At 49.5% G+C, this 24,920-nt stretch carries 24 protein-coding genes; 12 read left to right on the forward strand and 12 right to left on the reverse strand.

Annotated elements, in window-relative coordinates; genetic code table 11:
• Window positions 1-10: 10 nt before the first annotated feature.
• The gene (locus AMJAP_RS14715; RefSeq protein WP_019622687.1) at window positions 11-1,546 is read right to left on the reverse strand and encodes a bifunctional ADP-dependent NAD(P)H-hydrate dehydratase/NAD(P)H-hydrate epimerase; all 1,536 of its coding nucleotides are present in this window, start codon (window positions 1,544-1,546) and stop codon (window positions 11-13) included.
• A gap of 12 nt (window positions 1,547-1,558) precedes the next feature.
• On the opposite strand from AMJAP_RS14715, the gene queG reads away from it, so the two are divergent.
• Window positions 1,559-2,683 (forward strand): tRNA epoxyqueuosine(34) reductase QueG, encoded by a 1,125-nt coding sequence (gene queG, locus AMJAP_RS14720; RefSeq protein ID WP_019622686.1) that lies wholly within the window; start codon window positions 1,559-1,561, stop codon window positions 2,681-2,683.
• Window positions 2,684-2,746: 63 nt separating this feature from the next.
• Here queG and AMJAP_RS14725 read toward each other — a convergent pair whose 3' ends face one another.
• Window positions 2,747-4,585 carry a GGDEF domain-containing protein gene (locus AMJAP_RS14725; protein WP_236588729.1) on the reverse strand — a complete coding sequence of 613 codons (1,839 nt, stop codon included), beginning with the start codon at window positions 4,583-4,585 and terminating at the stop codon, window positions 2,747-2,749.
• Window positions 4,586-4,759: 174 nt separating this feature from the next.
• Window positions 4,760-5,302, reverse strand: a complete 543-nt coding sequence (gene orn, locus AMJAP_RS14730) for an oligoribonuclease (RefSeq protein WP_019622684.1) — start codon at window positions 5,300-5,302, stop codon at window positions 4,760-4,762.
• A gap of 97 nt (window positions 5,303-5,399) precedes the next feature.
• Between orn and rsgA the strand changes: the two genes are divergently transcribed.
• The 6 genes from rsgA to efpL all read left to right on the forward strand — a co-directional run bounded on the left by rsgA (window position 5,400) and on the right by efpL (window position 11,661).
• Complete coding sequence (rsgA, locus tag AMJAP_RS14735; protein ID WP_019622683.1) at window positions 5,400-6,422, forward strand: small ribosomal subunit biogenesis GTPase RsgA; 1,023 nt, start codon at window positions 5,400-5,402, stop codon at window positions 6,420-6,422.
• 24 nt (window positions 6,423-6,446) lie between these two features.
• Complete coding sequence (locus AMJAP_RS14740; RefSeq protein WP_019622682.1) at window positions 6,447-8,198, forward strand: HDOD domain-containing protein; 1,752 nt, start codon at window positions 6,447-6,449, stop codon at window positions 8,196-8,198.
• Window positions 8,195-9,007: a sulfurtransferase gene (locus tag AMJAP_RS14745; protein ID WP_019622681.1), complete on the forward strand. Its 813-nt coding sequence runs from the start codon at window positions 8,195-8,197 to the stop codon at window positions 9,005-9,007. Before AMJAP_RS14740 ends, AMJAP_RS14745 begins: the two co-directional genes overlap by 4 nt.
• 51 nt (window positions 9,008-9,058) lie before the next feature.
• Complete coding sequence (asd, locus tag AMJAP_RS14750; protein ID WP_019622680.1) at window positions 9,059-9,904, forward strand: archaetidylserine decarboxylase; 846 nt, start codon at window positions 9,059-9,061, stop codon at window positions 9,902-9,904.
• Window positions 9,905-9,988: 84 nt separating this feature from the next.
• On the forward strand, window positions 9,989-11,032 hold the full coding sequence (ygfZ, locus tag AMJAP_RS14755) for a CAF17-like 4Fe-4S cluster assembly/insertion protein YgfZ (RefSeq protein WP_019622679.1): 1,044 nt from the start codon (window positions 9,989-9,991) through the stop codon (window positions 11,030-11,032).
• A gap of 62 nt (window positions 11,033-11,094) precedes the next feature.
• Window positions 11,095-11,661 carry an elongation factor P-like protein EfpL gene (gene efpL / locus AMJAP_RS14760; protein ID WP_019622678.1) on the forward strand — a complete coding sequence of 189 codons (567 nt, stop codon included), beginning with the start codon at window positions 11,095-11,097 and terminating at the stop codon, window positions 11,659-11,661.
• Window positions 11,662-11,803: 142 nt separating this feature from the next.
• Here efpL and AMJAP_RS14765 read toward each other — a convergent pair whose 3' ends face one another.
• The 5 genes from AMJAP_RS14765 to prfB all read right to left on the reverse strand — a co-directional run bounded on the left by AMJAP_RS14765 (window position 11,804) and on the right by prfB (window position 16,591).
• Window positions 11,804-12,358, reverse strand: coding sequence for a hypothetical protein (locus tag AMJAP_RS14765; protein WP_019622677.1), 555 nt, complete (start codon window positions 12,356-12,358; stop codon window positions 11,804-11,806).
• A gap of 201 nt (window positions 12,359-12,559) precedes the next feature.
• Window positions 12,560-13,243 carry a uracil-DNA glycosylase gene (gene ung / locus AMJAP_RS14770; RefSeq protein ID WP_019622676.1) on the reverse strand — a complete coding sequence of 228 codons (684 nt, stop codon included), beginning with the start codon at window positions 13,241-13,243 and terminating at the stop codon, window positions 12,560-12,562.
• A 31-nt stretch (window positions 13,244-13,274) separates the two neighbouring features.
• A complete protein-coding gene (locus AMJAP_RS14775; RefSeq protein ID WP_019622675.1) occupies window positions 13,275-13,724 on the reverse strand; it encodes a hypothetical protein in 450 nt (149 codons plus the stop codon).
• Window positions 13,725-13,799: 75 nt separating this feature from the next.
• Window positions 13,800-15,302, reverse strand: a complete 1,503-nt coding sequence (lysS, locus tag AMJAP_RS14780; RefSeq protein WP_019622674.1) for a lysine--tRNA ligase — start codon at window positions 15,300-15,302, stop codon at window positions 13,800-13,802.
• 194 nt (window positions 15,303-15,496) lie between these two features.
• Window positions 15,497-16,591: a peptide chain release factor 2 gene (prfB, locus tag AMJAP_RS14785; protein ID WP_019622673.1), complete on the reverse strand. Its 1,095-nt coding sequence runs from the start codon at window positions 16,589-16,591 to the stop codon at window positions 15,497-15,499.
• A 214-nt stretch (window positions 16,592-16,805) separates the two neighbouring features.
• Between prfB and nhaD the strand changes: the two genes are divergently transcribed.
• Window positions 16,806-18,251 (forward strand): sodium:proton antiporter NhaD, encoded by a 1,446-nt coding sequence (nhaD, locus tag AMJAP_RS14790; RefSeq protein ID WP_019622672.1) that lies wholly within the window; start codon window positions 16,806-16,808, stop codon window positions 18,249-18,251.
• A 7-nt stretch (window positions 18,252-18,258) separates the two neighbouring features.
• Here nhaD and fldB read toward each other — a convergent pair whose 3' ends face one another.
• A complete protein-coding gene (fldB, locus tag AMJAP_RS14795) occupies window positions 18,259-18,777 on the reverse strand; it encodes a flavodoxin FldB (protein WP_019622671.1) in 519 nt (172 codons plus the stop codon).
• 34 nt (window positions 18,778-18,811) lie between these two features.
• The gene (locus AMJAP_RS14800; protein ID WP_019622670.1) at window positions 18,812-19,141 is read right to left on the reverse strand and encodes a phasin family protein; all 330 of its coding nucleotides are present in this window, start codon (window positions 19,139-19,141) and stop codon (window positions 18,812-18,814) included.
• A gap of 113 nt (window positions 19,142-19,254) precedes the next feature.
• On the opposite strand from AMJAP_RS14800, the gene gloA reads away from it, so the two are divergent.
• From gloA to AMJAP_RS14820, 4 genes are all read left to right on the forward strand, one after another.
• On the forward strand, window positions 19,255-19,635 hold the full coding sequence (gene gloA / locus AMJAP_RS14805) for a lactoylglutathione lyase (RefSeq protein ID WP_026340216.1): 381 nt from the start codon (window positions 19,255-19,257) through the stop codon (window positions 19,633-19,635).
• Window positions 19,636-19,854: 219 nt separating this feature from the next.
• A complete protein-coding gene (locus AMJAP_RS14810; RefSeq protein ID WP_019622668.1) occupies window positions 19,855-20,661 on the forward strand; it encodes a tetratricopeptide repeat protein in 807 nt (268 codons plus the stop codon).
• Between the two features lie 124 nt (window positions 20,662-20,785).
• Window positions 20,786-22,003 (forward strand): YeeE/YedE family protein, encoded by a 1,218-nt coding sequence (locus AMJAP_RS14815; RefSeq protein ID WP_019622667.1) that lies wholly within the window; start codon window positions 20,786-20,788, stop codon window positions 22,001-22,003.
• Window positions 22,004-22,060: 57 nt separating this feature from the next.
• Entirely contained in the window at window positions 22,061-22,507 is a 447-nt protein-coding gene (locus AMJAP_RS14820) for an RDD family protein (RefSeq protein WP_019622666.1), read from the forward strand.
• A gap of 220 nt (window positions 22,508-22,727) precedes the next feature.
• On the opposite strand, the gene lptG is transcribed toward AMJAP_RS14820, so the two are convergent.
• Both lptG and lptF read right to left on the reverse strand, forming a co-directional pair.
• Window positions 22,728-23,789 carry an LPS export ABC transporter permease LptG gene (gene lptG, locus AMJAP_RS14825; protein WP_019622665.1) on the reverse strand — a complete coding sequence of 354 codons (1,062 nt, stop codon included), beginning with the start codon at window positions 23,787-23,789 and terminating at the stop codon, window positions 22,728-22,730.
• Window positions 23,779-24,882, reverse strand: coding sequence for an LPS export ABC transporter permease LptF (gene lptF / locus AMJAP_RS14830; protein WP_019622664.1), 1,104 nt, complete (start codon window positions 24,880-24,882; stop codon window positions 23,779-23,781). Before lptF ends, lptG begins: the two co-directional genes overlap by 11 nt.
• Window positions 24,883-24,920 lie beyond the last annotated feature (38 nt).

Consider the following 24,920-nt stretch of genomic DNA (forward strand, 5'->3'; position numbering starts at 1 on the left):
CTGTCTGTCCTCACAACCCATTAACCAACAAACGCAATTGTGCCAACAGATCGGTCGCTTGCATACCTCGGGTACCTTTTTGTTCTGCATTTCTATCAGCAGCAGCCCCGTGCAACCAGGCGCCTAATCGAGCCGCATCCCCAGAAGACAATCCCTGAGCGATCAACGCACCAATAACGCCACTGAGCACATCTCCCATTCCCCCGCTGGCCATACCCGGGTTACCCGTCGGGTTTAAATGGATAGCATCCCCATCAAAACTCAGGCTTCCAGGCCCTTTCAATAGCGCAACACCGCCAAAAGCAGACTGCAAAGCAACCACCGCAGCAAATCTATCAGCCTGCACATCAGCCACCGAGCAGTCCAGTAAACGTGCCGCTTCACCTGGATGAGGTGTAACCACCCAGTTACCACCCTTTAACTGACCAAATACCCCCCTCTGGCCGAGTAAATTAAGCGCATCTGCATCCAACACCAAGGGTTTTTCACTCTTCAGAGCAGCCATCAGTAGTTGTTCGCCCCAGGCATGCTTACCCAGACCTGGCCCCACCACCAGCACATCCGCTCGTTGAATGTAACGGTCCAACTCAGCGCCTGAACGCACCCCAACCGCCATCGCTTCAGGGCAGCGGGTCAACAAAGGGGCCAAGTGAGCTGTTCGGGTCGCCACTGTTACCAACCCGGCACCACAGCGACCGGCGGCTTGAGCTGCCATAATGACAGCCCCACCCATCCCAGTATCTCCCCCCACAACCAGCACGTGACCACAGCTGCCTTTATGGGCTGTCTCTTCTCTGGGCGGCAGCAGATGGCTGACATCATCTGCTCCGGTAATAAACCCGGCCACCTCTACGGATTCATAGACATCATCGCTTACCCGTAAACTATCAAATAACAACTCACCCACATATTCAGGCCCCTGGTGAGTCAACAGCCCTCGCTTAACACCAATAAAGGTAACAGTCATATCCGCACGTACCGCGACTCCCATAACGGCACCGGTATCACTGCACAAACCCGAGGGAATATCTAAAGCGACCACCGGAGTATCTGTTCGATTTAGCTGATTAATGGCACGCTGAAAATCCCCTCTTACGGTCCCGGCAATACCAGTACCTAGCAACGCATCGATAACCAGCTCACCAACAAAGGGCTGTCCGGCATAATGCTGATAAGGTACCTGCTCCTCCAGCAACCAGTTCCAGGCTTGTAAAGCTTCACCGGTTAAGCCAGAGGAAAAATCCTCAGGACCAATACAGAGCAACTGCACCTGCATGCCCAGGCGCTGTGCCAAAACGGCAACAACAAACCCGTCACCGCCGTTATTACCACCGCCGCACAGCACTGTAACGCTACACGCCTCAGGCCAGCGATGTCGTAGCCGGTCAAAAGCAGCATGTCCCGCACGCTGCATCAGCTTAAATCCAGGCACGCCACTGTTAATCGCAGTTTGATCCAGCGCGCGTGTCTGTTCTGCTGTGTATAATGAGGCCGGCAATACAGAATGTGGCATAACATACTCTCTGGATACTTTTTCTAACTTCATTATATAGCGCCAATGACTCAATACGACCCCGAAACACTACAAAGCCTGGCGAACCAGATCAAAAGCGCCGCCATTTCACTTGGCTTTCAACAGTGCGGCATTACCGGCACCGATCTCAGTGCAGAAGCTGACGCACTAGAAAGCTGGCTGGACAAAGGCTACCAGGGAGAGATGAACTACCTGGAAAACAATATAGAAAAGAGAATAAACCCAGCCCTGCTCACAGAAGGCACCCAGAGAATTATCTGCGTGCGAATGAACTGCCTGCCCCCCAACACTGAAACTATCAGAATTCTCAAAAACCCGGACCAGGCCTACATCTCCCGCTATACCATGGGACGGGATTATCACAAGGTGATGCGAAAAAAGCTCAGTCAGTTGGGCAAAGCTATTGAGACCCTGACCGGCCCGTTTGGCTATCGCCCCTTTGTTGACAGCGCCCCGGTACTGGAACGCCCTCTCGCCCGTAACAGCGGACTGGGCTGGCAAGGCAAACACACACTCATACTCAACCGTGAAGCCGGTTCCTGGTTCCTGTTAGGCGAGCTGTTTGTTGATCTCCCGCTTCCCATCGACTCTCCCTATACTGAAGAGCATTGTGGGCAGTGTCAGGCGTGTATCGATATCTGTCCAACTCAGGCGATCGTCGCGCCTTATGAACTGGACGCTCGACGCTGTATTTCCTATTTGACGATCGAACTGAAAGGCGCCATTCCGGAGGAATTCAGACCCCTCATCGGCAACCGTATTTTCGGCTGCGATGACTGCCAGTTAATCTGCCCCTGGAACCGCTTTTCCCAGGCCAGCGATGAAGATGATTTCACTCCTCGTCATCAGCTGGATAAAGCGTCTCTACTCGAGTTACTGGCATGGGATGAGGCGACATTTCTTAAGCGAACCGAAGGCTCAGCCATTCGACGGACAGGATTCAGTGGATGGCAACGAAATATTGCCGTAGCACTAGGCAATAGTCGAGGCGGAGAAGCCGTCATTCAAGCACTGCAAAAGCTGGTAAACACTGACGATTTGTTAGTACGTGAGCACGCACTCTGGGCGCTGGACCAGCTAAACACTGAAACAGCAGTCAACAACACCCCTATTCTGGATCACCCCCGCGCAAAAAAACTGCCGGATTAGATCCAACCGAATACAGCACCGAATATAGTCGTCATAACAGAAAACTCCAATGACGATTATCTCTTAGCTTTTGATGTTGATAGGTAGATCCTGCGTGGGTTCGCTGAACAGATACCCCTGAGAAAAATCAATACCTAAGGATTCAACGACCTGTTGAACCGCTTCATTATGAACATACTCAGCCACCGTTTTAATACCGGCATTACGGGCAAAGAAAACGATCGCCCGGGTGATTTCATAGCTCTTACTGTCAGTATCTATATGCTTGATATATTTAGCATCGATTTTCACAATATCCACATGCAGCTCTACGATCCGCTCAAAGTTGGAATACTCCGTACCAAAGTCATCGATCGCCAGCTTATATCCCAACTGTTTTAATCGACTTAGCTGAGCAATATGGCTTTTCTTACCGGCCGCACTAACTCCCTCAAGGATCTCCAATACAATCTGCTGTGGCTCAACACTGTACTCAGCTATCTTATCGGTGAGAAAGTCTTCCAGATATTCCTGTAACAGATCATCCTCAGTAATATTGATAGAAAGCGTCAGCCCTGTTCCGGTAATTTTTGCCAACCCTTTATCAACAACAACCCGGGTAATCGTTGGTAACAGACCTGACAACCGGGCCACATTCAGAAAATGATAAGGAGTATAGAAAACACCCTCTACCTCTAGTCTCACCAGAGCTTCATAACTGACGATTTGCCCGGTAGCATTATCTCTGATCCCCTGAAAGAACGGCATTACCCGTCCCTGGTTCAGCGCATCATGCAACTTAGCGTTCCAGCTAATATACTGCCGACTCAATGCTTGATCAGGCTCATCCTGTGCAGCATCGTAGAGATGATATTGATTTTTCCCTCGTGCTTTAGCCTGACTCATCGCCTGAACTGCTTGCTCAAGCAAACCGGTCCGGCTAGTGGAGCCTCCCGCGGTGAACGTAATACTAAAACTTTGATTAGCGATCTGAATCGGATGACAAAACAGGTACTGCTTAAACGACTCTATTTGCAGTTGTAGCTCGGCCGGTTGACGGTAATAAAGCGCAAACTCATCCGCGTTTATCCGGTGTAATTCAGCGTCCGGAAACTGCTGCGTCAGTAACTCAGCAACTTTACAGAGAAACTGATCCCCGAATGCCGGGCCATAAGCGCTATTAATATAGCGGAAATTATCCAGATTCATTAACAACAGCGATTGCACAGCGATACAGTGATCCAGCTCCATCTTCAGCTTTGCCTGATTCGGCAGGGCCGTCAGCGAATCAAACTCAAGCGCTGTTATTAGCTGCTGCCGCTGCTCTTCCAACGCATCTTCCTGAGACTGTTTTGCCAGAACTATATTGACCATTGAAGCGCCTACATCCAACAGCCGGGTATGAAACCCTGAGGGGGAGCGGTTCTCAAATGATGATAAAGCAAATGAACCTATGACGTTGCCAGCATTATTACGGACAGGCATCGACCAGCAAGCACAAAGGTTAAAATCAACAGCCAGCTGCCTCAGATCTTCCCATCGTGGATCCGTATAGGTATCTCGAACAAACACCGGCTCATTTCGCATAACCGCATTACCACAAGAGCCACTACCCGGACCGGGAGCCAGCCCCGTCAAAGCATCGATTCCCTCCTGAGGTACACTCGGAGCAACCAATACATTCAACAACCCGGTCTGATCATCTCGCAACATTACCGTGGCCACTGAGTCGGGCAGCAGTTTTTCCGCCATCCGGCAAAGCGCCGACAACACCTCGAGGTAAGGCGTATTACTGGCCACCTGAGTAAAAATAGCCTGCTGGAAACGTAGAATTTGATCCAGTTCCTCGACAGACATCGCCAACACTTCATCAGACGGTGGCTGATGTTCCCTGAAATTTTCCATCCTGGTTGAATCGGTCATCTGCTTCTCGTGCCAACAACGCTTTAAGCTTATGGTTATACAACTCTCAATCTACGCGTGAATACTATCGATTCACAAGCTCTATTAATCAGTGTAGATGTAAAGACCGGATACATCTTCTGATTGTTAAAAATCCACCTCCCAGACTGAGAACATGGCGAACAATTATTCGCATCAGAGCTTAAAAAAGGTTTCCCGGTAGTGCGCCAGTTCATTAATTGAATCTTTGATATCGTCCAATGCTAAATGCGAGCCTTTCTTCACCACCCCATCCAATACCTCAGGCGCCCAACGCCTGGCCAGCTCTTTAATAGTACTGACATCGAGGTTGCGGTAATGGAAAAATGCTTCAAGTTCCGGCATATATTTCACCAGAAAGCGTCGATCCTGCCCAATTGAATTACCGCAGATAGGTGAAGCCCCTTTATCGACATAACCGGCAATGAAATCGATGGTATTCTGCTCAGCCTGACGTTCACTGATAACCGAGTCTTTTACATTCTGAGTCAAGCCGGACTGGCCATGCTGCTTCGTACACCACTCATCCATACTATCCAGTAGTTGATCCGATTGATGAATGACCAGATTAGGCCCCTCAGCAAGAATATTCAGTTGCGAATCTGTTACGATAGTGGCGATTTCAATTATCCGGTCTTGCTCCGGATCCAGGCCGGTCATCTCAAGATCGATCCAGATCAGATTACTCTGCCGTGACATAATGGTATTCCTTAGCGTCAGTACTATAAATTTGTTGCTGAATAGAATACCTTAGCAGGCTGTACAAATTCACCCCCATAGCAGATTTAGCTGATAAATGTCGAAACGAAAGCTTAACCGACGCCAGACCTGGCGCGTACAAAAAATTCAGGACGAGCGCGCCCAGCGAGCGGCCCGCAAAGACTCGAATATTGATCAGCAACTAGAAGGTGGTGACCTGGGGCCCGAGCAACATGGCCAGATCATCTCCCATTTTGGCCGTCAGGTTGATGTCGAAGCACTGGAGGGTGAAGCTGCGGGTCAGATTTTCCGCTGTCATATGCGCACCAACCTGGATGCATTGGTCACCGGCGATAATGTTATCTGGCGTGCAGGCGCTGAATACGGCGTGGTAGTCGCCACCCAACCACGTACAACTATTCTGCAACGCCCCAATAACCACGGCGAATTGAAACCGGTAGCCGCTAATATTGATCAGATCGTCATTACGATTGCGGTGGAGCCTCTGGCCCATTACAACCTGATAGACCGATACCTGGTAGCCGCGGAGCTGAGCGGCATCGAACCAATTCTTCTCGTAAATAAAACCGACCTGCTGAACAATGACAATCGTGCCCGCATAGAGACTATGATTGAGCTGTATCGCTCTATTGGTTATCAGGTCATGACCGTATCCTCAACAGACCAGCAGGGCCTGGCGCCACTCAGAGAGCAGCTTAATAGCCGAATCAGCGTATTTGTCGGCCAGTCCGGTGTTGGTAAGTCATCGTTGATTAACGCCTTATTACCAGGAATAGACCTCAAAGTGGGGGCTTTATCTGAAGCCACCCGTAAAGGAACCCACACCACCACAACCGCCCGACTTTTTCATTTTCCAGAAGGCGGCGATCTCATCGACTCTCCCGGAATACGCGAGTTTGGCCTCTGGCACATCAATGAACATAACCTGCTTGACGGGTTTCGCGAATTCGCCCCTTTTCTCGGTTACTGTAAATTCAGGGACTGCAACCATGAACAGGAACCCGGCTGCGCTATCAAAACAGCTATAGAAGAGGGTAATATCAGCGAACAACGGGTACATAGTTATAAACATATCCTGAATTCATTGAATCAGGATTGATACAGACGCAGGCAATCAGGGCTGATGAGCGAACAACAAAACCCTCAAAATGCTGAACAATGGTGTCGTTTCCTAAGTGATAAACGACCACCAATCAGGCTCAGCATTATCAGGCGATTAGAAAAAAAACTGAACGATCAAAACTGCTCAGTTGTCGATATAGGTCGTTTGATAAAAGCCGACCCCTTGCTCAGCTTTCATGCGGTATTAGCCGCCAGTAAGCTTCATGATGAAAAACAATCTGAAGTCACCAGCATTGATCACGCCATCGGCTCGCTTGGCCTGCAAAAAATCACACAGTTAGTCAAAAATTTACCCAGCATTCGGCTCAACCCCGCCAGCACAGCCCAAAAAATGTATTTTCGTGTTGTCGCCAACAGTCATCACGCGGCTGTCCAGATACGCAGCTGGCTCCATCAGGCCCGGGGAGGCATGTTCGCAGAAGAGAGCTATCAGGCTGCGTTATTCTACGATATAGGTCACTGGCTACTTTGGCTTGAAGCCCCTTATCACATGTCCAGAATTCAGATTTTAATTCGGGATAAAGGTATCGCGCCTGATCTTGCAGAGACACAGATACTCGGCTGTCCTGTTGAGGCAATATCAAAACAACTGTTAAATCTATGGCCATTATCACAGCTGGCCAGGACAACTCTGGAGCAAGATTTCACCCTCAACCGACAGATGATCACTCAACTGCACCAGAGGGCCTTAGGCGATCCGCGTTTACATGGCGATGACTTGCGCCAGTTAAACCACCTGACTCAGCAGAAATTTTTCCCGGTAAAGCTGAGCGTCTGGCTCGCCCATACCACCTCTTATGACTGGTGTAGCGAAGCGTCCCTGAAGATCACTGATATTATTAATGATTATCTACGTTCAGAACTGAATCAAACTCAGGCGCTATTACACAAAAACTGCGCACTGGCGGCACAAAGCTACCACGTCCCGGGCACACTATCTCCCGCCGCTGATATGTTAATGCTGCCATCTGACCTTCAGATGACCTACCGTTTAACCAACGCCGATAACAAACTATTTGGCGAACAATCTGCTAATCCAAGCCTGCAGGTTAAAAACGAAAAAAGCCAGAAAGCCAGTGCTACGGCCAACAGCACTGTTTATCAGAAAAGTAAAAATAAACCTGAAAGCGATAATGCACTCACCGATGAAAACCGCTCTGAAGTAACCGAGAAAAGTGAAACACCGCCCACAATAGCAGAGCCAAAACCAGAATTTGATTTCCTGAATCAAGATATCTACGAGATGTACGCCGAGCGCTTTATTAAACGAGCAGACCACTACACTCAGGGAACCCAGGTACTGGACGATCTACTCCGCGGGCTTACCGAAGGCCTTGGTCTTAAACGCCTTGCCCTGAATATTATTCCACCAAAAAGCGACACTATTAAAGTAGTTAAAGGCGTCGGCTTTGAAGATGGACACCCATTACTGCTTTCAAGTCACCCACTAGCCTCTAATAGCCTGTTCTTCCGTTTGTATGATAAACAGGGCTGTATACTGGTCACCAAAGAGAACAGGCAACGCATAAAGGCAATGCTACCCGGCACCTACAGCCGTTATCTCAGTGATCAAAACTACCTGATCATGTCGATATTTGCGGGCAGTAAACCTATTGCTATTCTTTACGCCGATCGGGAAGGCCAACAGGATGGCGTCCAGAATTTTCATCAGGAAAAATTTAAATATCTCAGCACGGCCGCCGGGCTGTGCCTGAAAGAAGTATACAAAACACGAGCTGGAGCCCGTAAATGAGCCTGCCACTGGTGATATCACCGTTACAACTTTCCACCGCCCAAGCCCATAGTAAAATATTGGTCATCGACCTCTCTTCCCGGGAAAATTATCTACAGGGACATATCCCCGGGGCCATCCATATGGATCCTGCCAGGCTCCTACGCGGCAGCGGAGATATTGCTAATAAGATTCCGCAACCTGAACAGATCAGCAGCTTATTCGGAGAACTGGGGCTTACCGCCGACCAGCAGGTCGTTGTCTACGATGATCAGATGGGCCCCTGGGCTGGCCGCATGATCTGGACTCTCCATAGCGTTGGCCACCGTAACTGCTCGTTTCTTAACGGCCACCTGCCTGCCTGGATCAACGCCGGTTTCGTTATAGAATCAACCGAAAATAAAGCGATCCCCAGCCACTACCCTGTCACTTCAGAGCCCGGTTATTTAGCCGATATTGCCTACATCACTGATCATCTCAGAGATACAAACCATATCGTGCTCGACGTTCGCTCAGCGGCGGAGTTCAGCGGTGAAAAAGTGATCAATGCTAAACGCGGCGGACATATTCCCGGGGCTGTTAACTATGAATGGACCCGTGCGTTAGTCTCTACTGACTATCCTGAGCTGCGCCCTGCTGAAGATATTCGGGCGGAGCTAGCCGCACTCGGCGTAACCCCGGATAAAACGGTAATCACCCATTGCCAGACCCATCGTCGTTCAGGGTTGAGCTATCTGTTTACAAAACACCTTGGGTTCGACAAGGTACGCTGCTACGATGGCTCCTGGTTTGAATGGGGTAACCGGGAAGACACACCGGTTGAGCCCTGACCTTATACCCAAACACCACGATCGATCGGAACAACTTTCGGAAAACTGACTGTGAAAGACTCTCTGTTTATTCTGCTGCAACACCTGTTGCCGCAACACTTGCTCTCCCGCGCCGTAGGCTACCTTGCAGAAAGCCGCTGCAACTGGATCAAACGCCCTTTCATTAAGCTATTTGCCAAACAATACAGGGTAAATATGTCGGAAGCGGTCGTCGAAGATCTGGAACAATTTGAAAACTTTAATGCCTTTTTTACCCGGGCATTAAAGCCAGGCATGCGTCCCCTTGATGAAGCCTCTGTCGTATCACCTGCTGATGGTGCCATTAGCCAGATCGGCCCTATAGACTACGGCCGCATACTTCAGGCAAAAGGTCGCGGCTACGGTCTGAGTACACTCTTAGGTGGCCACGCAGACCTGGCTGAGCCCTTTATCAATGGTCGTTTCGCTACCATCTATCTTTCGCCAAGTGATTATCACCGTGTACATATGCCGATTACCGGTACACTCAGAGAAAGCATTTACGTCCCTGGCGATCTATACTCAGTCAACCAAACCACAGCAGAAGGTGTCGATAACCTGTTTGCCCGAAATGAACGCCTGATTGCTATCTTTGATACGGAACGGGGGCCCATGGCGATGGTATTAGTCGGTGCGATGATCGTGGCGGGTATCGAAACCGTCTGGGGTGGACAGGTTGCACCACCACAAAAGAATAGCTGGCGTGTTGATCACCAGACTCCCTCTGAGCCCGTTACACTTCAAAAAGGTGAAGAGATGGGCCGGTTCAAACTGGGTTCCACAGTCGTTTTACTGCTTGGTAAAGACGCCATTGAGTGGACTGAGTCGCTAAAAGCTGAAGATACAGTTCGCTTAGGACAAGCTATCAGCCAAGACTAACTCGTCTTACAAAAAGGTTGAGAGCATCATATAAGGCACCTACAGGTTTGTAGGCACTTACATACATTTATTTCAGGTTTTATTATGAGCTGGTTAGACACACTTAATACACTGGGAGTACAGGTTGATGAACGGGGTCATTGTCAGGTTTCTAAGCCGACAGGTGCTTCCTCTTCGACAACCATAACCCCTCTGACTCATCTGGGTCTGTTTGACGTTGTCGGCCCCGATGCTGAAAAATTTCTTCAAGGTCAACTATCCTGCGATATCGCCCAGGTCAGTGCAGGCAGAAGCTTACTCGGCGCTCACTGCAACATCAAAGGCAGTATGATTAGTCTGAGCCGTTTAATGCCTGCAGAAGGCGGTTTTTGGTTACGTACCGAACGTCAGATACTGGACGCGGCGATGGCCAACCTGAAAAAGTATATGATTTTCTCTAAAGCCGAAACTCAGGATCGTTCTGATACGATTGTTGGTTTAGGTATAGCCGGAGAGCAAGCTTCTGAGCTATTGCAAGCAGCTGGCTTCAACGTACCAAGAGAAACCGAAGCCTTCAGCTTAAGTGAAAGTAGTGTTCTGATTAAAACGCCCGGTGACAGATTTGAACTTTGGCTACCCCTGGAAAAAGCGACAGCACTGCTACCCGAACTACAGAAAAGTGCGACTTTATCCGACACTAACCTCTGGCTGTCTGAAGAGATCCGTTATGGCATCCCTTCTCTAAGCAGTGACACATTAGAAACCTTTATACCCCAGATGGTTAATCTGCAGACATTTGACGGTGTAAGCTTTACTAAAGGCTGCTATACCGGTCAGGAAGTCGTTACCCGTTTACAGCATCGGGGGAAGCTTAACCGACCCATGTACCGCTTACGTTTCAACGCCGACAGCGCTCCTGCCGCCGGGACTAAAATTAACTCAGCAGATCGTGCTGGCGTCGGCACTCTGGTCAGCGCAGCCATGGATCCGGATCTGAATAACAGCGGTGAATTACTGGCCGTGATGCTGAAAACGAGCTTTGATGACGCAACAGCAACCCTAACACTTGAAGGCAGCGACCAGCCATTACAACGCCTGGACCTGCCCTACGAACTGGATGCTGAACTGTTTGAACGGAAGACGATGTAGTTGCAGATGAATAACTACTTATAATTTGATCACCCTTACATTTTACCTCGGGACCAGACAAGATGCCTAAAGCCAGTGAAATAAAAAGAAATGCCGCAGTCGATATTAACGGTGAAGCCTATATTATTCGCGATATAGAGCGTTCAGTACCACAGGGCCGTGCCGGTGGAAGCCTCTATCGTATGCGTATGTACAATGTGTCTACCAACCATAAAATTGATGAAACCTTTAAAGACTCAGATATATTAAATCTGGCAGACCTGATTCGCCGCGCGGTCACTTTCTCATACTCCGATGGTGATGAGTATGTCTTTATGGACAGTGAAGATTACAGTTCGTATAGCCTGAACAAAGAGTCTATCGAGGATGAACTGCAGTTCGTAACCGATGATTCCCAGGGTCTGCATGTCGTGATTGTTAACGACGCACCCGTTGCTCTGGATCTGCCCGGAGTTGTTGAACTTGAGATCATCGAAACGGACCCATCGATCAAAGGTGGCTCAGCTACCGCCCGGACTAAACCAGCAAAACTATCCACAGGACTAATGATTCAAGTACCTGAGCACATATCCACCGGTGACCGAGTCAAAGTCAATGTAGAAGACCGTAAGTTTACCGGCCGCGCTTAAAGGTCGAAAACATAACGTAAAAAACCGCCTCTATGGCGGTTTTTTTATCTTTAGTCACCATTAACAATGGTGATAACTCTCTGCTAAATTTCCCTTTCCAGCAACTCGAAAAGTCTCACCAGAACAGTAGTGAAAGAGCGTTTTAGCTACTTTCCAATGTACGTCGCAGGCGTAACCCCGGGCCTATCTGTTCCTCAGGCTGATCAGTCTGCAAAACCACCAACTCTCCATCTACAAAGTCCTGCTCCATTCCCAGCATAATAGCGGAGCCATTATCCAGCTGCAGCACCAACAGCGCGTCGTAATTAAGTGATTCTGAGGGGATATCAAGATCGGAGGCAACGATATCGATCAACTCACGCTGTTCATAAATATCAATAGACTCCAACCGGGCGGCTACTGGCAAACTGATCCAGCTGCAATGATCAGGACGGGGAACAATCGCCTCAACCTCCTGCACCGCCAGACTGCCCACAGTAAATCCATCTTTAAACTGATGGCGAGCAACACTGATTTCGATCCACTGTTCGTCCCCCAGACGAAAACGTAGCCAGCAGGCACGATTCATATCTTGTCCCAGACAGGTGTGCAGGCCACCCGCCCAAATCTCATCCAGCCGCAGCTCAAATAGCTGTGAAAGGGCTGATTGAGCCTCTGAATCCAGATGAAAGACCTTCAAACGAACCGTATCGGGCATAAAGCGTCTCCTTTCAGTCGACAGAGCGGAAAGCTTCGCTTTCCTTGCAAGACGTGGCTAGTGGCTAGTGGCTAGTGGCTAGTGGCTAGAAAAAGCGTATCACAATCATCACCTTACCAGACGAGTTCTTTTAAAGCTCTTGATCTTTCTGGCCACTAGCAGGCGCGCCGCTCTAGCGAGCGACGCAGTTGCGTCTAGCTACTAACCTATCTCAGGAAGCTGCCAATCAACTGGGCTACGTCCATTAGCCGAAAGATAAGCATTCGCCTGACTAAAGTGCTGACAGCCAAAGAAGCCCCGATAAGCAGCCAGGGGAGAGGGATGCGCAGACTCAAGAATAAGGTGTCGTTGAAGATCTATCTTTGCGCCTTTCTTCTGGGCATAACTACCCCAGAGCATAAAAACAACATTCTCACATTGCTCATTTACGGTCGCTATAATCCGATCAGTGAACTGCTCCCAGCCTTTCTTTTGGTGCGAGCCAGCTTTAGAGTTTTCTACCGTCAACACAGCATTGAGCAGTAAGACGCCCTGCTGCGCCCAGTTTTCAAGACAACCATGGGAGGCCCGGGGAATCCCCATATCTGTTTCCAGCTCTTTGTAGATATTTACCAGCGAAGGGGGTGTTTTGATGCCTGGGCGCACAGAAAAACTCAATCCATGGGCCTGATCAGGCTGATGGTAAGGGTCCTGACCGATAATGACCACCCGGACTTGCTCCAGAGGGGTCGCTTCAAGGGCGTGAAACCAATGCTTAGCATCGGGATAGATTACTTTTCCCGCTAGCTGCTCCTGTTGCAAAAACGCTTGTAGCGTCTGCATATAGGGCGCATCGAACTCAGGGGCCAGCCAGGATTGCCAGCCAGGGGCATTTTCCAGCACCATTCGTGCTTCCTTATACTATCAATTGTTTATATTAATTATCGCCACAGTCTCTGATCTTAGGCTCACTCATCCCCATCCACACTTCCCGGGTGAACGTCTTGCCATAGATAACTGAGTAATAACGAATTTTACCCGGCGCATGAGAAATGATGCCGGAGATCAGAATAACCAGAATATAGATCCAGGCCTGAGGCTGAGCAAACCAATAAATCCCGGCCGCCAGTAGTAATAATTTGAACAACACCAACTGACCCCGCAACTGGTAGAGCCAGATAGTATCAACATAGAGCTCTTTGGCCACCATTAATACACCACTGCCCACGCCCACAATCAGGTAGGGAAACCATACCGATTGCGGCTGGTTAAACAGATAGGCTCCAGCCAGCCCGGCAATACCCACCAGATGCAAAGAGCGCAAGGCAATACTGATCCAGCGTTTTCCGGGTAGATGTCGCTTTTGCTGCGGTATTAACCAACTCATAAAGGCTTTCCTAAAGACAAAAAGGGCCACCCGAAGGCAGCCCTTATAGATTAACCTGTTCTCTTCAACGGTGCATCAGACCCTTGGGCGCATCGCCGGGAAGAGAATAACGTCACGGATCGAAGGCGAATCAGTAAACAGCATGACCAGACGATCAATACCGATACCTTCACCTGCTGTCGGAGGCAAACCATATTCTAATGCGTTAATGTAATCCGCATCGTAATGCATCGCTTCATCATCACCCGCATCTTTCTCAGCAACCTGAGCCTGGAAACGTTCCGCCTGATCTTCGGAGTCATTCAACTCGGAGAAACCGTTGGCCAGCTCGCGACCGGCAACGAAAAACTCGAAACGGTCCGTCACAAAAGGATTCGCATCGCTACGGCGGGCCAACGGTGACACCTCTGTTGGATACTCAGTAATGAACGTCGGCTGATGCAAACGATGTTCAACCGTCTTCTCGAAGATCTCAATCTGAACTTTGCCCAGACCCCAACCGTCTTTTACGTCGATATCCATTCGCTCTGCGATCTGGCGTGCAGCGTGTTCATCCGCCAGCGCTTCCGCTGTGATATCGTCGTTATAGTGCAAAATAGAGTCAAATACGCTGAGACGGGTAAAAGGCTTCTCAAGATCGTATTCAAAAGATTCCAGCACTTCGCCATCATCATTTCGGACCGTATTGACGATAGTGGTCGTACCCAGTACATCCTGCGCAACGGTGCGAAGCATATCTTCGGTCAGGTCCATCAGATCCTTGTAATCGGCATAGGCCTGATAGAACTCAATCATGGTAAATTCTGGATTATGACGCGTAGAGAGACCTTCGTTACGGAAACTACGGTTAATCTCGAATACACGATCAAAGCCACCCACAACCAGCCGCTTCAGATACAGCTCAGGGGCTATACGCAGAAACATATCCCGGTCCAGGGCATTGTGATGAGTAATAAATGGGCGTGCGGTCGCACCACCTGGAATCACTTGCAGCATCGGTGTTTCAACTTCCATGAAACGACGATCCGACAGATAGCTACGGATACCCGATACTATCTTTGAACGGGTTTCAAACACTTTACGCGAGTGTTCATTGGTAATCAGATCAACATAGCGCTGACGGTAGCGGATCTCTGTGTCCTGCAGGCCTTTGTGCTTATCCGGTAGTGGACGCAGGTTTTTGGTCAGCAGCTCATACTCACCCAGATCAACATACAGATCGCCCTTACCAGACTTATGCAGAATACCGGTTACACCGATAATGTCGCCCAAATCCAGTGACTTAGCAAAAGGACGAGCTTCTTTATTCACATAAAACTGAATCCGGCCAGACATGTCCTGGACAACACCAAAGGCACCCCGGTTAAGCATCACACGACCAGCAATGCTTACAGTGATACCAGCTTCCGCTAACTCTTCCTTGGTTTTATCGCCATACTGATCCTGCAGATCCTGAGCATAGCTATCACGACGGAATTTGTTTGGAAAAGCATTACCCGCTTCACGCAGCCCGTTAAGTTTTTCACGACGCTCCGCAATATGGCGGTTTTCATCTTGCTGCTGAGTGTTATCAGACATATTCTGTGGAACCTTTAATGGTTAAATCTTTAATTCTAGAAATCACCTAGTGGCAATTTCTTCATATGTTCTAAATCTGTTAAGCGTTACGAGCGAAGATAGAACAAGGCAAAAGTTGATGAAGAAGCGGAGCTTAGTTTACTAAGTGAGCATTCTGAACCAACTTTTAACGCCGTAATATCGAGCGCAGTAGCTTAAAGACCGGCTTTAAGACTGGCTTCAATAAACTGATCCAGATCGCCATCCAACACCTTATCGCAGTTACTGCTCTGCACGCCGGTACGCAGATCTTTAATCCGTTGATCATCCAATACATAGGAGCGAATCTGGCTGCCCCAGCCGATATCCGCTTTATTATCTTCCTGTTCCTGCGCCGCTTCTGAACGCTTCAACATCTCCAGCTCATATAGCTTCGCCCGCAGCTGTTTCATACAGGTATCTTTGTTCTGATGCTGAGAGCGCTGACTCTGACTCTGTACTACAACGCCGGAAGGTTCATGGGTAATACGTACCGCTGACTCAGTCCGGTTAACGTGCTGTCCACCAGCACCGGAGGCGCGGTATACATCAACTCGCAGATCCGCTGGATTAATATCTATCTCAATATTGTCATCGATCTCTGGGGAGACAAACACCGAAGAGAAAGAGGTATGACGGCGACCGCCGGAATCAAACGGGGATTTACGTACCAGGCGATGCACACCGGTTTCGGTGCGCAACCAGCCAAATGCATACTCACCCTGAAAACTAATCGTCGCTGACTTAATGCCCGCCACATCGCCCGCGGAACATTCCAGCAGCTCAGTTTTAAAGCCTTTATCTTCGCCCCAACGCAGGTACATACGTAACATCATTTCAGCCCAATCCTGGGCTTCAGTACCACCGGAACCGGACTGAATATCCAGGAAGGCATTATTACCATCAGCTTCACCGGAGAACATACGCCGGAATTCCAACTGATTCAGAAGCTCTTCAAGTCCCCCGACTTCAGTGCGAACTTCCTCTACGGTGTCTTCATCATCCTCTTCAACCGCCATATCCAGCAGGTCACGAGCATCAGTAACGCCTGATGTCAGATCATCGATGGTTTTCACCACCCCTTCCAGCATCGCACGCTCTTTACCCAACGCCTGGGCACGTTCTGGCTCATTCCAGACAGCCGGATCCTCAAGCTCACGGGTGACCTCTTCCAGACGCTCTTGCTTCTCCGGGTATTCCAGATAGGCACGCAAAGTTTCGGTGCGGTCGGTGATATCTTTAAGGCTATTGGTGATCGGATTGATTTCCATCGTGTCGCTTAACTCTCTGCTTCTGTGTACCAGTTAAATGATGAATCAATAAATTAATGAACCGGTAAAGAAAAATGGGCGTTTAAAAAAGCAGCACATTTTACCCGATTCACCTGCCTCTGTGTATCAAAAGCACTGAAAAAACTCGACTTTCACCCCCTTTATCAGCAAGAATTAGAACTCACGAAGGGAACCGCGAGCTAACTGGCATAAAATGTATCCTCTGCTGATCCTCTGTTGCTCATCTCTGGCATTACTGTCCACGCCAGCTCTCGCTGCTGTTGAAAGCAGCAGTTCATACACCGGAACCTTTATCGGCATCACCTGTATTGCCATCTTTCTGATCAGTTATCTGTTTGTGCTGGGCGAAGAGTTTTTCCATCTGCGTAAGTCCAAACCGATGATCATCGCCGCTGGCCTGATCTGGCTATTGGTCGGACTGGCATTTAGCCTTGATGGCGATACAGTTAGTGCTGCTCAGGCGTTTCGCCACAACCTGCTGGACTATGCCGAACTTTTTTTCTTCTTGCTGGCAGCAATGTCTTTTATAACCACCCTTGAAGAACGCCTGGTCTTTGCGGCCTTAAGAGCCTGGCTCATCGCCCGCCAGCTCACCCTGATCCAGATATACTGGACCACCGGATTGATGGCTTTTTTTCTCTCACCGATCGCCGATAACTTATCCACCGCACTGCTAATGGGCGCCGTGGTGATGGCCGTCGGCCATAATAACGTCAAATTTGTTACCGTCGGCTGTATCAACGTCGTTGTCGCCGCCAATGCTGGCGGAGCCTTTAGTCCCTTCGGGGATATAACCACGCTGATGGTCTGGCAAAAAGGAATGATCAGCTTTAGTGGTTTCTTCAGCCTCTTTATTCCGTCTCTGATTAACTGGTTAGTACCGGCCTGTCTGATGTGCCTGACCGTTGAACGAATTAAACCCCTGCCGGACAGACGAGGCCAGAAACGTCAAATGAAGCCCGGCGCCGTGCCCATCCTGATTCTTTTTCTATCGACTATTTTGCTGGCAATCAGCAGCCACGCCTTACTGCATATGCCGCCAGTACTGGGCATGATGACCGGACTGGGGGTTCTCAAGTTGTATGGCTATTATCTGAGTCAGTTTGAAGCCGGAATTCGCGATACTGGTCATATCCATAATCACCATTCAGAAAATCTGACCGACATCAGCAAGATGAAAGGCGATCATACCGACGTCATCCGCCGATTCGACATCTTCAAAGTAGTGGAACGCTCTTCCTGGGATACGTTGATGTTCTTTTACGGCATCGTCATGGCAGTAGGCGGGCTAGCAACGCTGGGCTATCTGACGCTGCTATCCGATCTAGTTTACAACAACCTGGGGCCTACGCTGTCTAACAGCCTGATCGGCTTACTCTCTGCGCTGATCGATAATATCCCGGTAATGTTCGCTGTCTTAACGATGCAACCGGATATGTCAGGCAATCAGTGGCTGTTAATCACTTTAACAGCGGGAGTTGGTGGGTCGTTACTCTCTATTGGTTCGGCGGCGGGAATCGCTCTGATGGGACAAGCACAGGGAGTTTATACTTTTTACAGCCATCTTAAATGGAGCTGGGCAATAGGGCTGGGATACATTCTCAGCATCGCAGCCCACCTGTGGATCAACGGTAGCTAGTAATGTCTCAGATGCCGAACGCCGACAATACCTGAGGCACCCAACGCTCTACCCGCTCAGCCGTCAGATCACTCTGACTATCCTCATCCAGCGCCAGCCCTACAAACTGGCTCTGATCCTCAACAAGTGCTTTCGACCCTTCAAAACGATAACCTTCCACGGGCCAGTAGCCGGTGAGTACCGCGCCACGGCTCACTAACTTATCATGCAAAGCGCCCATGGCATCAAGGAACCACTCGCCATAGCCCACCTGGTCACCCAGACCAAACAAAGCACAATTAACACCACTGAAATCAATATCATCCAGCTCGGCCCAGACATCGGACCAATCTTCCTGCAACTCACCATAATCCCAGGTAGGCATACCCAAAATCAGATAACGGTAGTCAGATATTGTGTCTAATCCGTCGTTGGCAAGCTCTCGCAGCTCAACCCGATCCATACCTATTCGGGTAGCAATCAATTCGGCACAACTCTCGGTATTACCAGTCGTGGAACCGTAAAAAAGGCCTATTTCCTTACTCATCAAAACTCACTTAGTAGTTAAACCAGACCTGCATCTACGTTTTAGGCGCAAAAGCATCGAAAGCATCACTCGCCAGCTGCTCAACTGATTCGCAGGCGCTGTTCAATGCTTTCATATTATTATCATTTGCTTCTTTCAAAGAGCTTTCCAGCTGTTTAGCGTAATCCTGTTGAAGCTTAATCAGCTCTTCAGGCGAATTACAGCCTTGCATCTGACGGGTCTGCGCCACCGTCGCGTCTATGCAGGCCTTAGTACAAGCCATCTGCTGACGTGTTAGCTCTTCCAGCATTTTAGTTTGAATATTTACCAGTTCTTTAAACGGCCCCATAGACTGGTCCAGGGCTTTAGACATATCTTGAAACATACATACACCTTAATTACCGATACAGATAACAGAATACTCAACGATGAATTTGATCTGTCTTGGCTATAGTTTACGATGAATAGCTATCAGGCCACAAACAGGGAGCGCCCAAAATGCGACTTTTACATACAATGCTTAGAGTCACAGACCTTCAAAAATCGATATCGTTCTATACTGAAATTCTGCAAATGAAACTATTACGCCGCAAAGATTTTCCAGACGGTAAGTTCACTCTCGCCTTTCTTGGTTACGGCCCCGAGCACGAGACTACCGCACTGGAGCTTACCCATAACTGGGAGACAAGCAGTTACGAAATGGGTAACGCCTACGGCCATATCGCCATCGAAGTTGAGGATGTCTACGATGCCTGTGAAAAAATCAAAGCGCAGGGCGGTCAGATCGTTCGTGAACCAGGTCCAATGCTCCACGGCTCAACCATTCTGGCATTTGCCCGCGATCCGGATGGCTATATGATCGAGCTGCTGGGAAGTTAAATCCCCTTGAGCATACTCGCAACTTCCTAACCAAAACCCTGTTTTTTTCAGGTTGATCATGTAGAATACGCCCAACATTAGATCCTGCTAATTAAGCAATTAACTGATCTGCGCCAAGAGTCCCGGTCAAAAACTTCTGTTTTGTCCCTATCAAGACAGCCAAGCAGGCCGCTATAATAGGCGCCAATTTTTTATATACAACTATACGGGCCCATCACGATGAGTAAGAAACTACTACTGGCCGCCACCGGTCTGCTACTGACTCTCAACACAGCCTCTGCATTTTCCGCTAGCTTGGCAAAAGGCCTTAAAGCCTTTGAAGCACAGGATTACAGCACTGCGATGTCTGAGTTGGAGCCGCTAATCGGGGAAAACAATCTAGATGCCATGAACATGGTGGGTCAGATGTACGAATTCGGCTGGGGCGTTGACGCTGATGAAGCAAAGGCCGTCAAATTTTACAATCGCTGTGGTGATCAGGGCCATCTGGGATGTGTTAATAGTCGCCGGGCTTACAAAGATAAAGCCTATCGAGTTGAACTTAAGACCGTTGAGCCTGCTGCTGATTCCGGTGATGCTCTCGCACAAAACCGTTTAGGCGAGATGTATGAGTTTGGTTATGGCGTGAGCCGCGATACCTCTGCAGCACTGAACTGGTATTCAATGGCAGCAAAGCAAGGCCTGGTAGAGGCTGAACATAATCTGGGACGGGCCTATAACTTTGGCTCAGGTGTCGCACAAGATTTCGCTCAAGCTGAGCAGTGGTACCGTAAAGCCGCTGAAAAAGGGTATATGGATGCCATGTTCTTCCTGGGCGCAATGTACTCCAACAATCACGGTTCTGATGCGGGACAACAGACTAACATCACCGCGTACGCATGGCTGCAAAACGCACTGGAGCTGGGCAATCCAACCGCCAGCGCTATTCAGTCAAGAATCGTTATGAAACTGTCGGATACTGAGCTGGAACAAGCGAAGCTACTGGCAACAGAGTACAAGAGCAAATATGTAACTCCGTTCAAATAAAGATTGTCACCGTATAGAAAACCGGGCCAGTGTCCGGTTTTTTTATACCTGTGTCTAACTCCATTTCTCTTCCGAAGAGTGCTATAGTGGCCAACTTTTAACCAGCTGTCTGCCCGATACCCCCATGAATCAAATTGAAACCCTGCCGCTCACTGCGCGCTTTAACCGGCTTCGCAGCCTTTCGCTGGCTCTGCTGTTACTGATTACAGGATCCCTGTATCTACTCCGGGAATATGACAGCCACCAGGCGACACTGCTAATCCTGGGCGCAGCCCTCGGTCTCTCTCTGTTTCATGCCTCTTTCGGATTTACCTCTGCCTGGCGGAACCTAATCGTTAATCGCCGGGGACGAGGGCTTCGTGCTCAGATGCTCATGCTGGGGGTTGCTGTCTGCCTGTTCTTCCCAGTACTTTCCAGCGGTACGCTGCTGGGAGATGACGTTGCAGGTTACACTCGCCCGCTTGGCTGGTCTGTTATTTTCGGGGCTTTCATTTTCGGTATCGGCATGCAGTTAGGCAACGGTTGTGCATCAGGCAACCTCTATCATGTAGGTGGTGGTCAGATTAGAGCCATTCCCAGCATGGTTGGCTTTATGATTGGAGGCTTGTGGGCCAGTGCCGATTATGAGTGGTGGACCACCCTACCTCAGTTTGCACCGGTCGCGATCATTGAGTCACTGGGCACCGGATTGGCTATTGCGGTAAACCTGGCCCTTTTTGCGCTCATTGCCAGCCTCTCTTTCTGGCTGGAAAAGCGTTACCACGGTGATATTGAACAGGATCTTCGCCAACACAACTTCAATCTGAAAATGCTACTACAGGGGCCCTGGCCTTTTATCTGGGGCGGCGTGGTACTGGCATTGCTTAACTTTGCCGTACTCGCTGAAACCGGACGACCCTGGTCCGTTGCAGTCGCCTACCCCCTCTGGGGTGCAAAAGCCTACCTGTGGCTGGAAGAAACCTTTGCCATCGGGCTGGAGTTAGAATTAGATTTCTGGGCATACTGGCTGCAGCCAGGACGCGAAGAAGCCTTGATGGAGCCTTTACTGAGCGATACCGTCTCAGTCATGAACATCGGCATTATTCTGGGAGCTTTTCTGGCCGCTACGCTGGCCGGAAAATTCAGCTGGCAATGGCAGATCCCGAGCATTCATTGGTTTGCAGCCATACTGGGCGGAGTAATGCTGGGCTACGGTGCAACAATCTCTTTTGGCTGTAACATCGGTGCCTATTTTGGTGGTATAGTCTCCGGCAGTTTGCATGGCTGGCTATGGTTGATAGCCGCCTTTGCCGGTAGCCTGCTGGGAACCCGGCTACGCCTCTTGTTCCGCCTGCCAAACTAGAGCCATGCACCGGCATCGCCCGGTGTTGATTTGAAGCCTGAGACAGAAATTAACACGATGAATAGAGTTTTTCCGGAATGTGAAGCTGAAGTGCAACAAGCCAGTCTGCTACGTCGCTTTGCAGCGATGATCTATGACGCATTTCTGGTTGCAGCCATCTGGATGTGTACCGGTTTTGCTGCCGTCGGCCTGAATAACGGAAATGTTGTTGAAGGCCCGCTATTTCAATCTGTGCTATTTCTACTGACCTTCGCCTTCTTCGCCTACTTCTGGGTGCGCCTGGGACAGACGCTGGGGATGCAAGCCTGGAAACTCAGAGTACAGACCATAGATGGCAAACATATCAGCCTGCGTCAGGCTCTTATCCGCTTCATGACCGCCATCCTATCATTCGCCTGCTTCGGCCTGGGCTTCTTCTGGATGCTCTTTTCAGCTAACAAAGCCACCTGGCATGACAGCTTTTCCGAAACGCAGATTGTTTTGTTAAACAAGAAAAGTAAATAAAGAATACCTACGTGCCCTACTGATAGTAGCGAGACGTGCTTCGCACTTGCGAGACGCTCCTACGTCGCTAGCCAGGAGCTAAAAAAAGCAAAGACCAGAAGAAGAATATCAATATCACGGATATACCGCAGCCCAAATGCTTTTCCTGGCAAGCAACGAAGTTGCGTCTAACCACCAGCAAATGCGGAGCACGTCTAGCCACTCTCGCGCTTTTTGCGAGCTACCCCGCCCGTTTAATAAGCCATCCGCCCAACAGCATGCAGATCAAAATCGGCACCAGTGCAGACCAGACCGGGGCTACTTGATAGAGCGAACTCAGTGGGGCCAGGATATCCTGACTGATTTTAAACACCATACCCACGACCACACCCGTGATAATCCGCTGGCCGGTAGAAACGCTGCGCAGTGAGCCGAAGATAAAAGAAACAGCGACCAGAACTAAGCCGATAATGGCAAGAGGCTGAAACGCTTTGCGCCAGAAACTTTGCATGAAGCGATCATTATCCAACTCCTGTTCTTCCAGATACTGGCTGTAGTTGTACAGCTCACTGGTCGACATCTCTTTTGGCTTAACCATCAGCACTTTCAAGCGCTGGGGATTAAGTTCTATCTCCCAGGCCTGAGTGTCATATACCGTCGTCTGCGTACGGTCTTCAATAAAGCGGGTTTCCGTCACATCTTCTAAAACCCAGGCCCCATTCTGATAACGGCCACTCTTCGCATAGCTGCTATACGAGAGACTACTATCCGGTGCCAGTCCAAAGCGCGTAATTCCCCGGGTTTCACCGTCTGGCGTCACAACATTGATATGAATATATTCACCGCTCTCACGGTGCCACACACCCGCACGAGCCGATACGGTGCCCCGGTTCAGATGATGTGCCCGGATACTCTCCGAAAGGGCCCCCGCGTATGGCGCGATATATTCACCGACAACCAAAGCCAGTAACGACAGTACGATAACCGGTTTTAGTACCATCCGCACCAGTTGCCAGACAGAGATACCTGCCGCCCGCATAACCGTCAACTCACTGCCACTGGCCAGTCCACCCAGGCCGATCAGACAACCGACCAGACAACCCAAAGGCAAAAACTCATAGAAAGCGGCAGGCATGTTCAGCCCGGCATAGCCCAGCATAATTAACGTGGTATAGCGCTCGTTCAGTTCAGGCAACTCTTCAATTACCCGAAACGTGAAGTCCAGACCGACGACGATCACCATCACCACCAGAATACTCAGGAGTACCTGTTTGCCGATATAACGATCCAGCTTACGCCGCATGTTCAACCCTCCGGCGACCCAACAGTCGTGCCCAGCGCCCCTGAAAGAACAACATACTCATCGCAACACCGAAGAACAGCAGATGCACCAACCAGAGTAACGCCACATGGCCACCATCTTTTTCAAGATAATTACGTACATTGGTCAACAATAATAAATAGGTCATATACAACAAAATCGAGGGTATCAGCTTGGCATATCGTCCTTGCCGGGGGTTCGTTTTACTCAAAGGTACCGCCAGCAGTGCAACAATCAACGTCAGCATTGGCAGAGATAAACGCCAGTGCAACTGGGCTCGCTCGGCATTATCTCCGTCAAACAACGCTTCGGTCGGGATAGAATAAAGCTCGTTAACCGGTTTTACCTGTTCCTGCTTGGGCAACCGAATACCATATTCCTGGAACTGAATCTGTCGATAATCCGCCTCGCCGGGGTTACCCTCATAGCGATAACCATTATCTAGCACCAGATAACGCACCCCCGTCTCTGGGTTGGTATAACTACGGCCCTTTTCAGCCACCACCATAACCGCCTGCTCCTTATCACCTTTCTTGATCTTCTCAGTGATAAAAACGCCTTTCATCGTGCCGCTGTTAGTATCTAATTGTTCAATATAAGTCACCCGATCACCCCGGGGCATCGCCTGAAAGCGCCCCTCAGTAATCAGATCAAATTCACCGACGTTACGCTGTTTCTGCAACATAATTTCGGTCTGGTTTGCACCATAAGGCGATAAAAACAGGCTCATCGAGCCTACCAGCAAAGCGGTCAGTACCGCCGGACCCAGCGTGTACATCGTCAGACGGCGCTGACTCATGCCCGTCGCTTGCAACACCACCATCTCGCTCTCAAGATAAAAACGGCCATAGGCGAGCAGAATACCCAGAAACAGCCCCAGTGGGAGAATCAGCTCAAGAAAGCCCGGCAAGCGAAACAGCAGATAATAGAATACCGCTGCCATCGGTATTTCACCGGCGGCAGCGATACTCAGATAACTAATAAAACGACCACTCATAATGATCAACAACAGTACCGTGGTGACGGCTACCATGCTGATCAGAACTTCTTTGGCCAGATAGCGAAAGATAATCAAACTACCGTATCCTGTGTAATTGCCGGTAAAGAATTGTC

It is taken from the genome of Amphritea japonica ATCC BAA-1530, from assembly GCF_016592435.1.
Lineage (GTDB): Bacteria > Pseudomonadota > Gammaproteobacteria > Pseudomonadales > Balneatricaceae > Amphritea > Amphritea japonica.

What these genes read in the sequence shown, in the direction of transcription:
- AMJAP_RS14765 (WP_019622677.1), bottom strand. Translation starts at nt 12,358, where the DNA reads ATGCCCGATACGGTTCGTTTGAAGGTCTTTCATCTGGATTCAGAGGCT.
- nhaD (WP_019622672.1), top strand. Translation starts at nt 16,806, where the DNA reads ATGTATCCTCTGCTGATCCTCTGTTGCTCATCTCTGGCATTACTGTCC.
- AMJAP_RS14815 (WP_019622667.1), top strand. Translation starts at nt 20,786, where the DNA reads ATGAATCAAATTGAAACCCTGCCGCTCACTGCGCGCTTTAACCGGCTT.
- gloA (WP_026340216.1), top strand. Translation starts at nt 19,255, where the DNA reads ATGCGACTTTTACATACAATGCTTAGAGTCACAGACCTTCAAAAATCG.
- ung (WP_019622676.1), bottom strand. Translation starts at nt 13,243, where the DNA reads ATGGTGCTGGAAAATGCCCCTGGCTGGCAATCCTGGCTGGCCCCTGAG.
- lysS (WP_019622674.1), bottom strand. Translation starts at nt 15,302, where the DNA reads ATGTCTGATAACACTCAGCAGCAAGATGAAAACCGCCATATTGCGGAG.
- prfB (WP_019622673.1), bottom strand. Translation starts at nt 16,591, where the DNA reads ATGGAAATCAATCCGATCACCAATAGCCTTAAAGATATCACCGACCGC.
- AMJAP_RS14745 (WP_019622681.1), top strand. Translation starts at nt 8,195, where the DNA reads ATGAGCCTGCCACTGGTGATATCACCGTTACAACTTTCCACCGCCCAA.
- efpL (WP_019622678.1), top strand. Translation starts at nt 11,095, where the DNA reads ATGCCTAAAGCCAGTGAAATAAAAAGAAATGCCGCAGTCGATATTAAC.
- rsgA (WP_019622683.1), top strand. Translation starts at nt 5,400, where the DNA reads ATGTCGAAACGAAAGCTTAACCGACGCCAGACCTGGCGCGTACAAAAA.
- queG (WP_019622686.1), top strand. Translation starts at nt 1,559, where the DNA reads ATGACTCAATACGACCCCGAAACACTACAAAGCCTGGCGAACCAGATC.
- AMJAP_RS14725 (WP_236588729.1), bottom strand. Translation starts at nt 4,585, where the DNA reads ATGACCGATTCAACCAGGATGGAAAATTTCAGGGAACATCAGCCACCG.
- AMJAP_RS14775 (WP_019622675.1), bottom strand. Translation starts at nt 13,724, where the DNA reads ATGAGTTGGTTAATACCGCAGCAAAAGCGACATCTACCCGGAAAACGC.
- lptG (WP_019622665.1), bottom strand. Translation starts at nt 23,789, where the DNA reads ATGCGGCGTAAGCTGGATCGTTATATCGGCAAACAGGTACTCCTGAGT.
- AMJAP_RS14800 (WP_019622670.1), bottom strand. Translation starts at nt 19,141, where the DNA reads ATGTTTCAAGATATGTCTAAAGCCCTGGACCAGTCTATGGGGCCGTTT.
- AMJAP_RS14740 (WP_019622682.1), top strand. Translation starts at nt 6,447, where the DNA reads ATGAGCGAACAACAAAACCCTCAAAATGCTGAACAATGGTGTCGTTTC.
- AMJAP_RS14715 (WP_019622687.1), bottom strand. Translation starts at nt 1,546, where the DNA reads ATGAAGTTAGAAAAAGTATCCAGAGAGTATGTTATGCCACATTCTGTA.
- fldB (WP_019622671.1), bottom strand. Translation starts at nt 18,777, where the DNA reads ATGAGTAAGGAAATAGGCCTTTTTTACGGTTCCACGACTGGTAATACC.
- AMJAP_RS14820 (WP_019622666.1), top strand. Translation starts at nt 22,061, where the DNA reads ATGAATAGAGTTTTTCCGGAATGTGAAGCTGAAGTGCAACAAGCCAGT.
- ygfZ (WP_019622679.1), top strand. Translation starts at nt 9,989, where the DNA reads ATGAGCTGGTTAGACACACTTAATACACTGGGAGTACAGGTTGATGAA.
- orn (WP_019622684.1), bottom strand. Translation starts at nt 5,302, where the DNA reads ATGTCACGGCAGAGTAATCTGATCTGGATCGATCTTGAGATGACCGGC.
- AMJAP_RS14810 (WP_019622668.1), top strand. Translation starts at nt 19,855, where the DNA reads ATGAGTAAGAAACTACTACTGGCCGCCACCGGTCTGCTACTGACTCTC.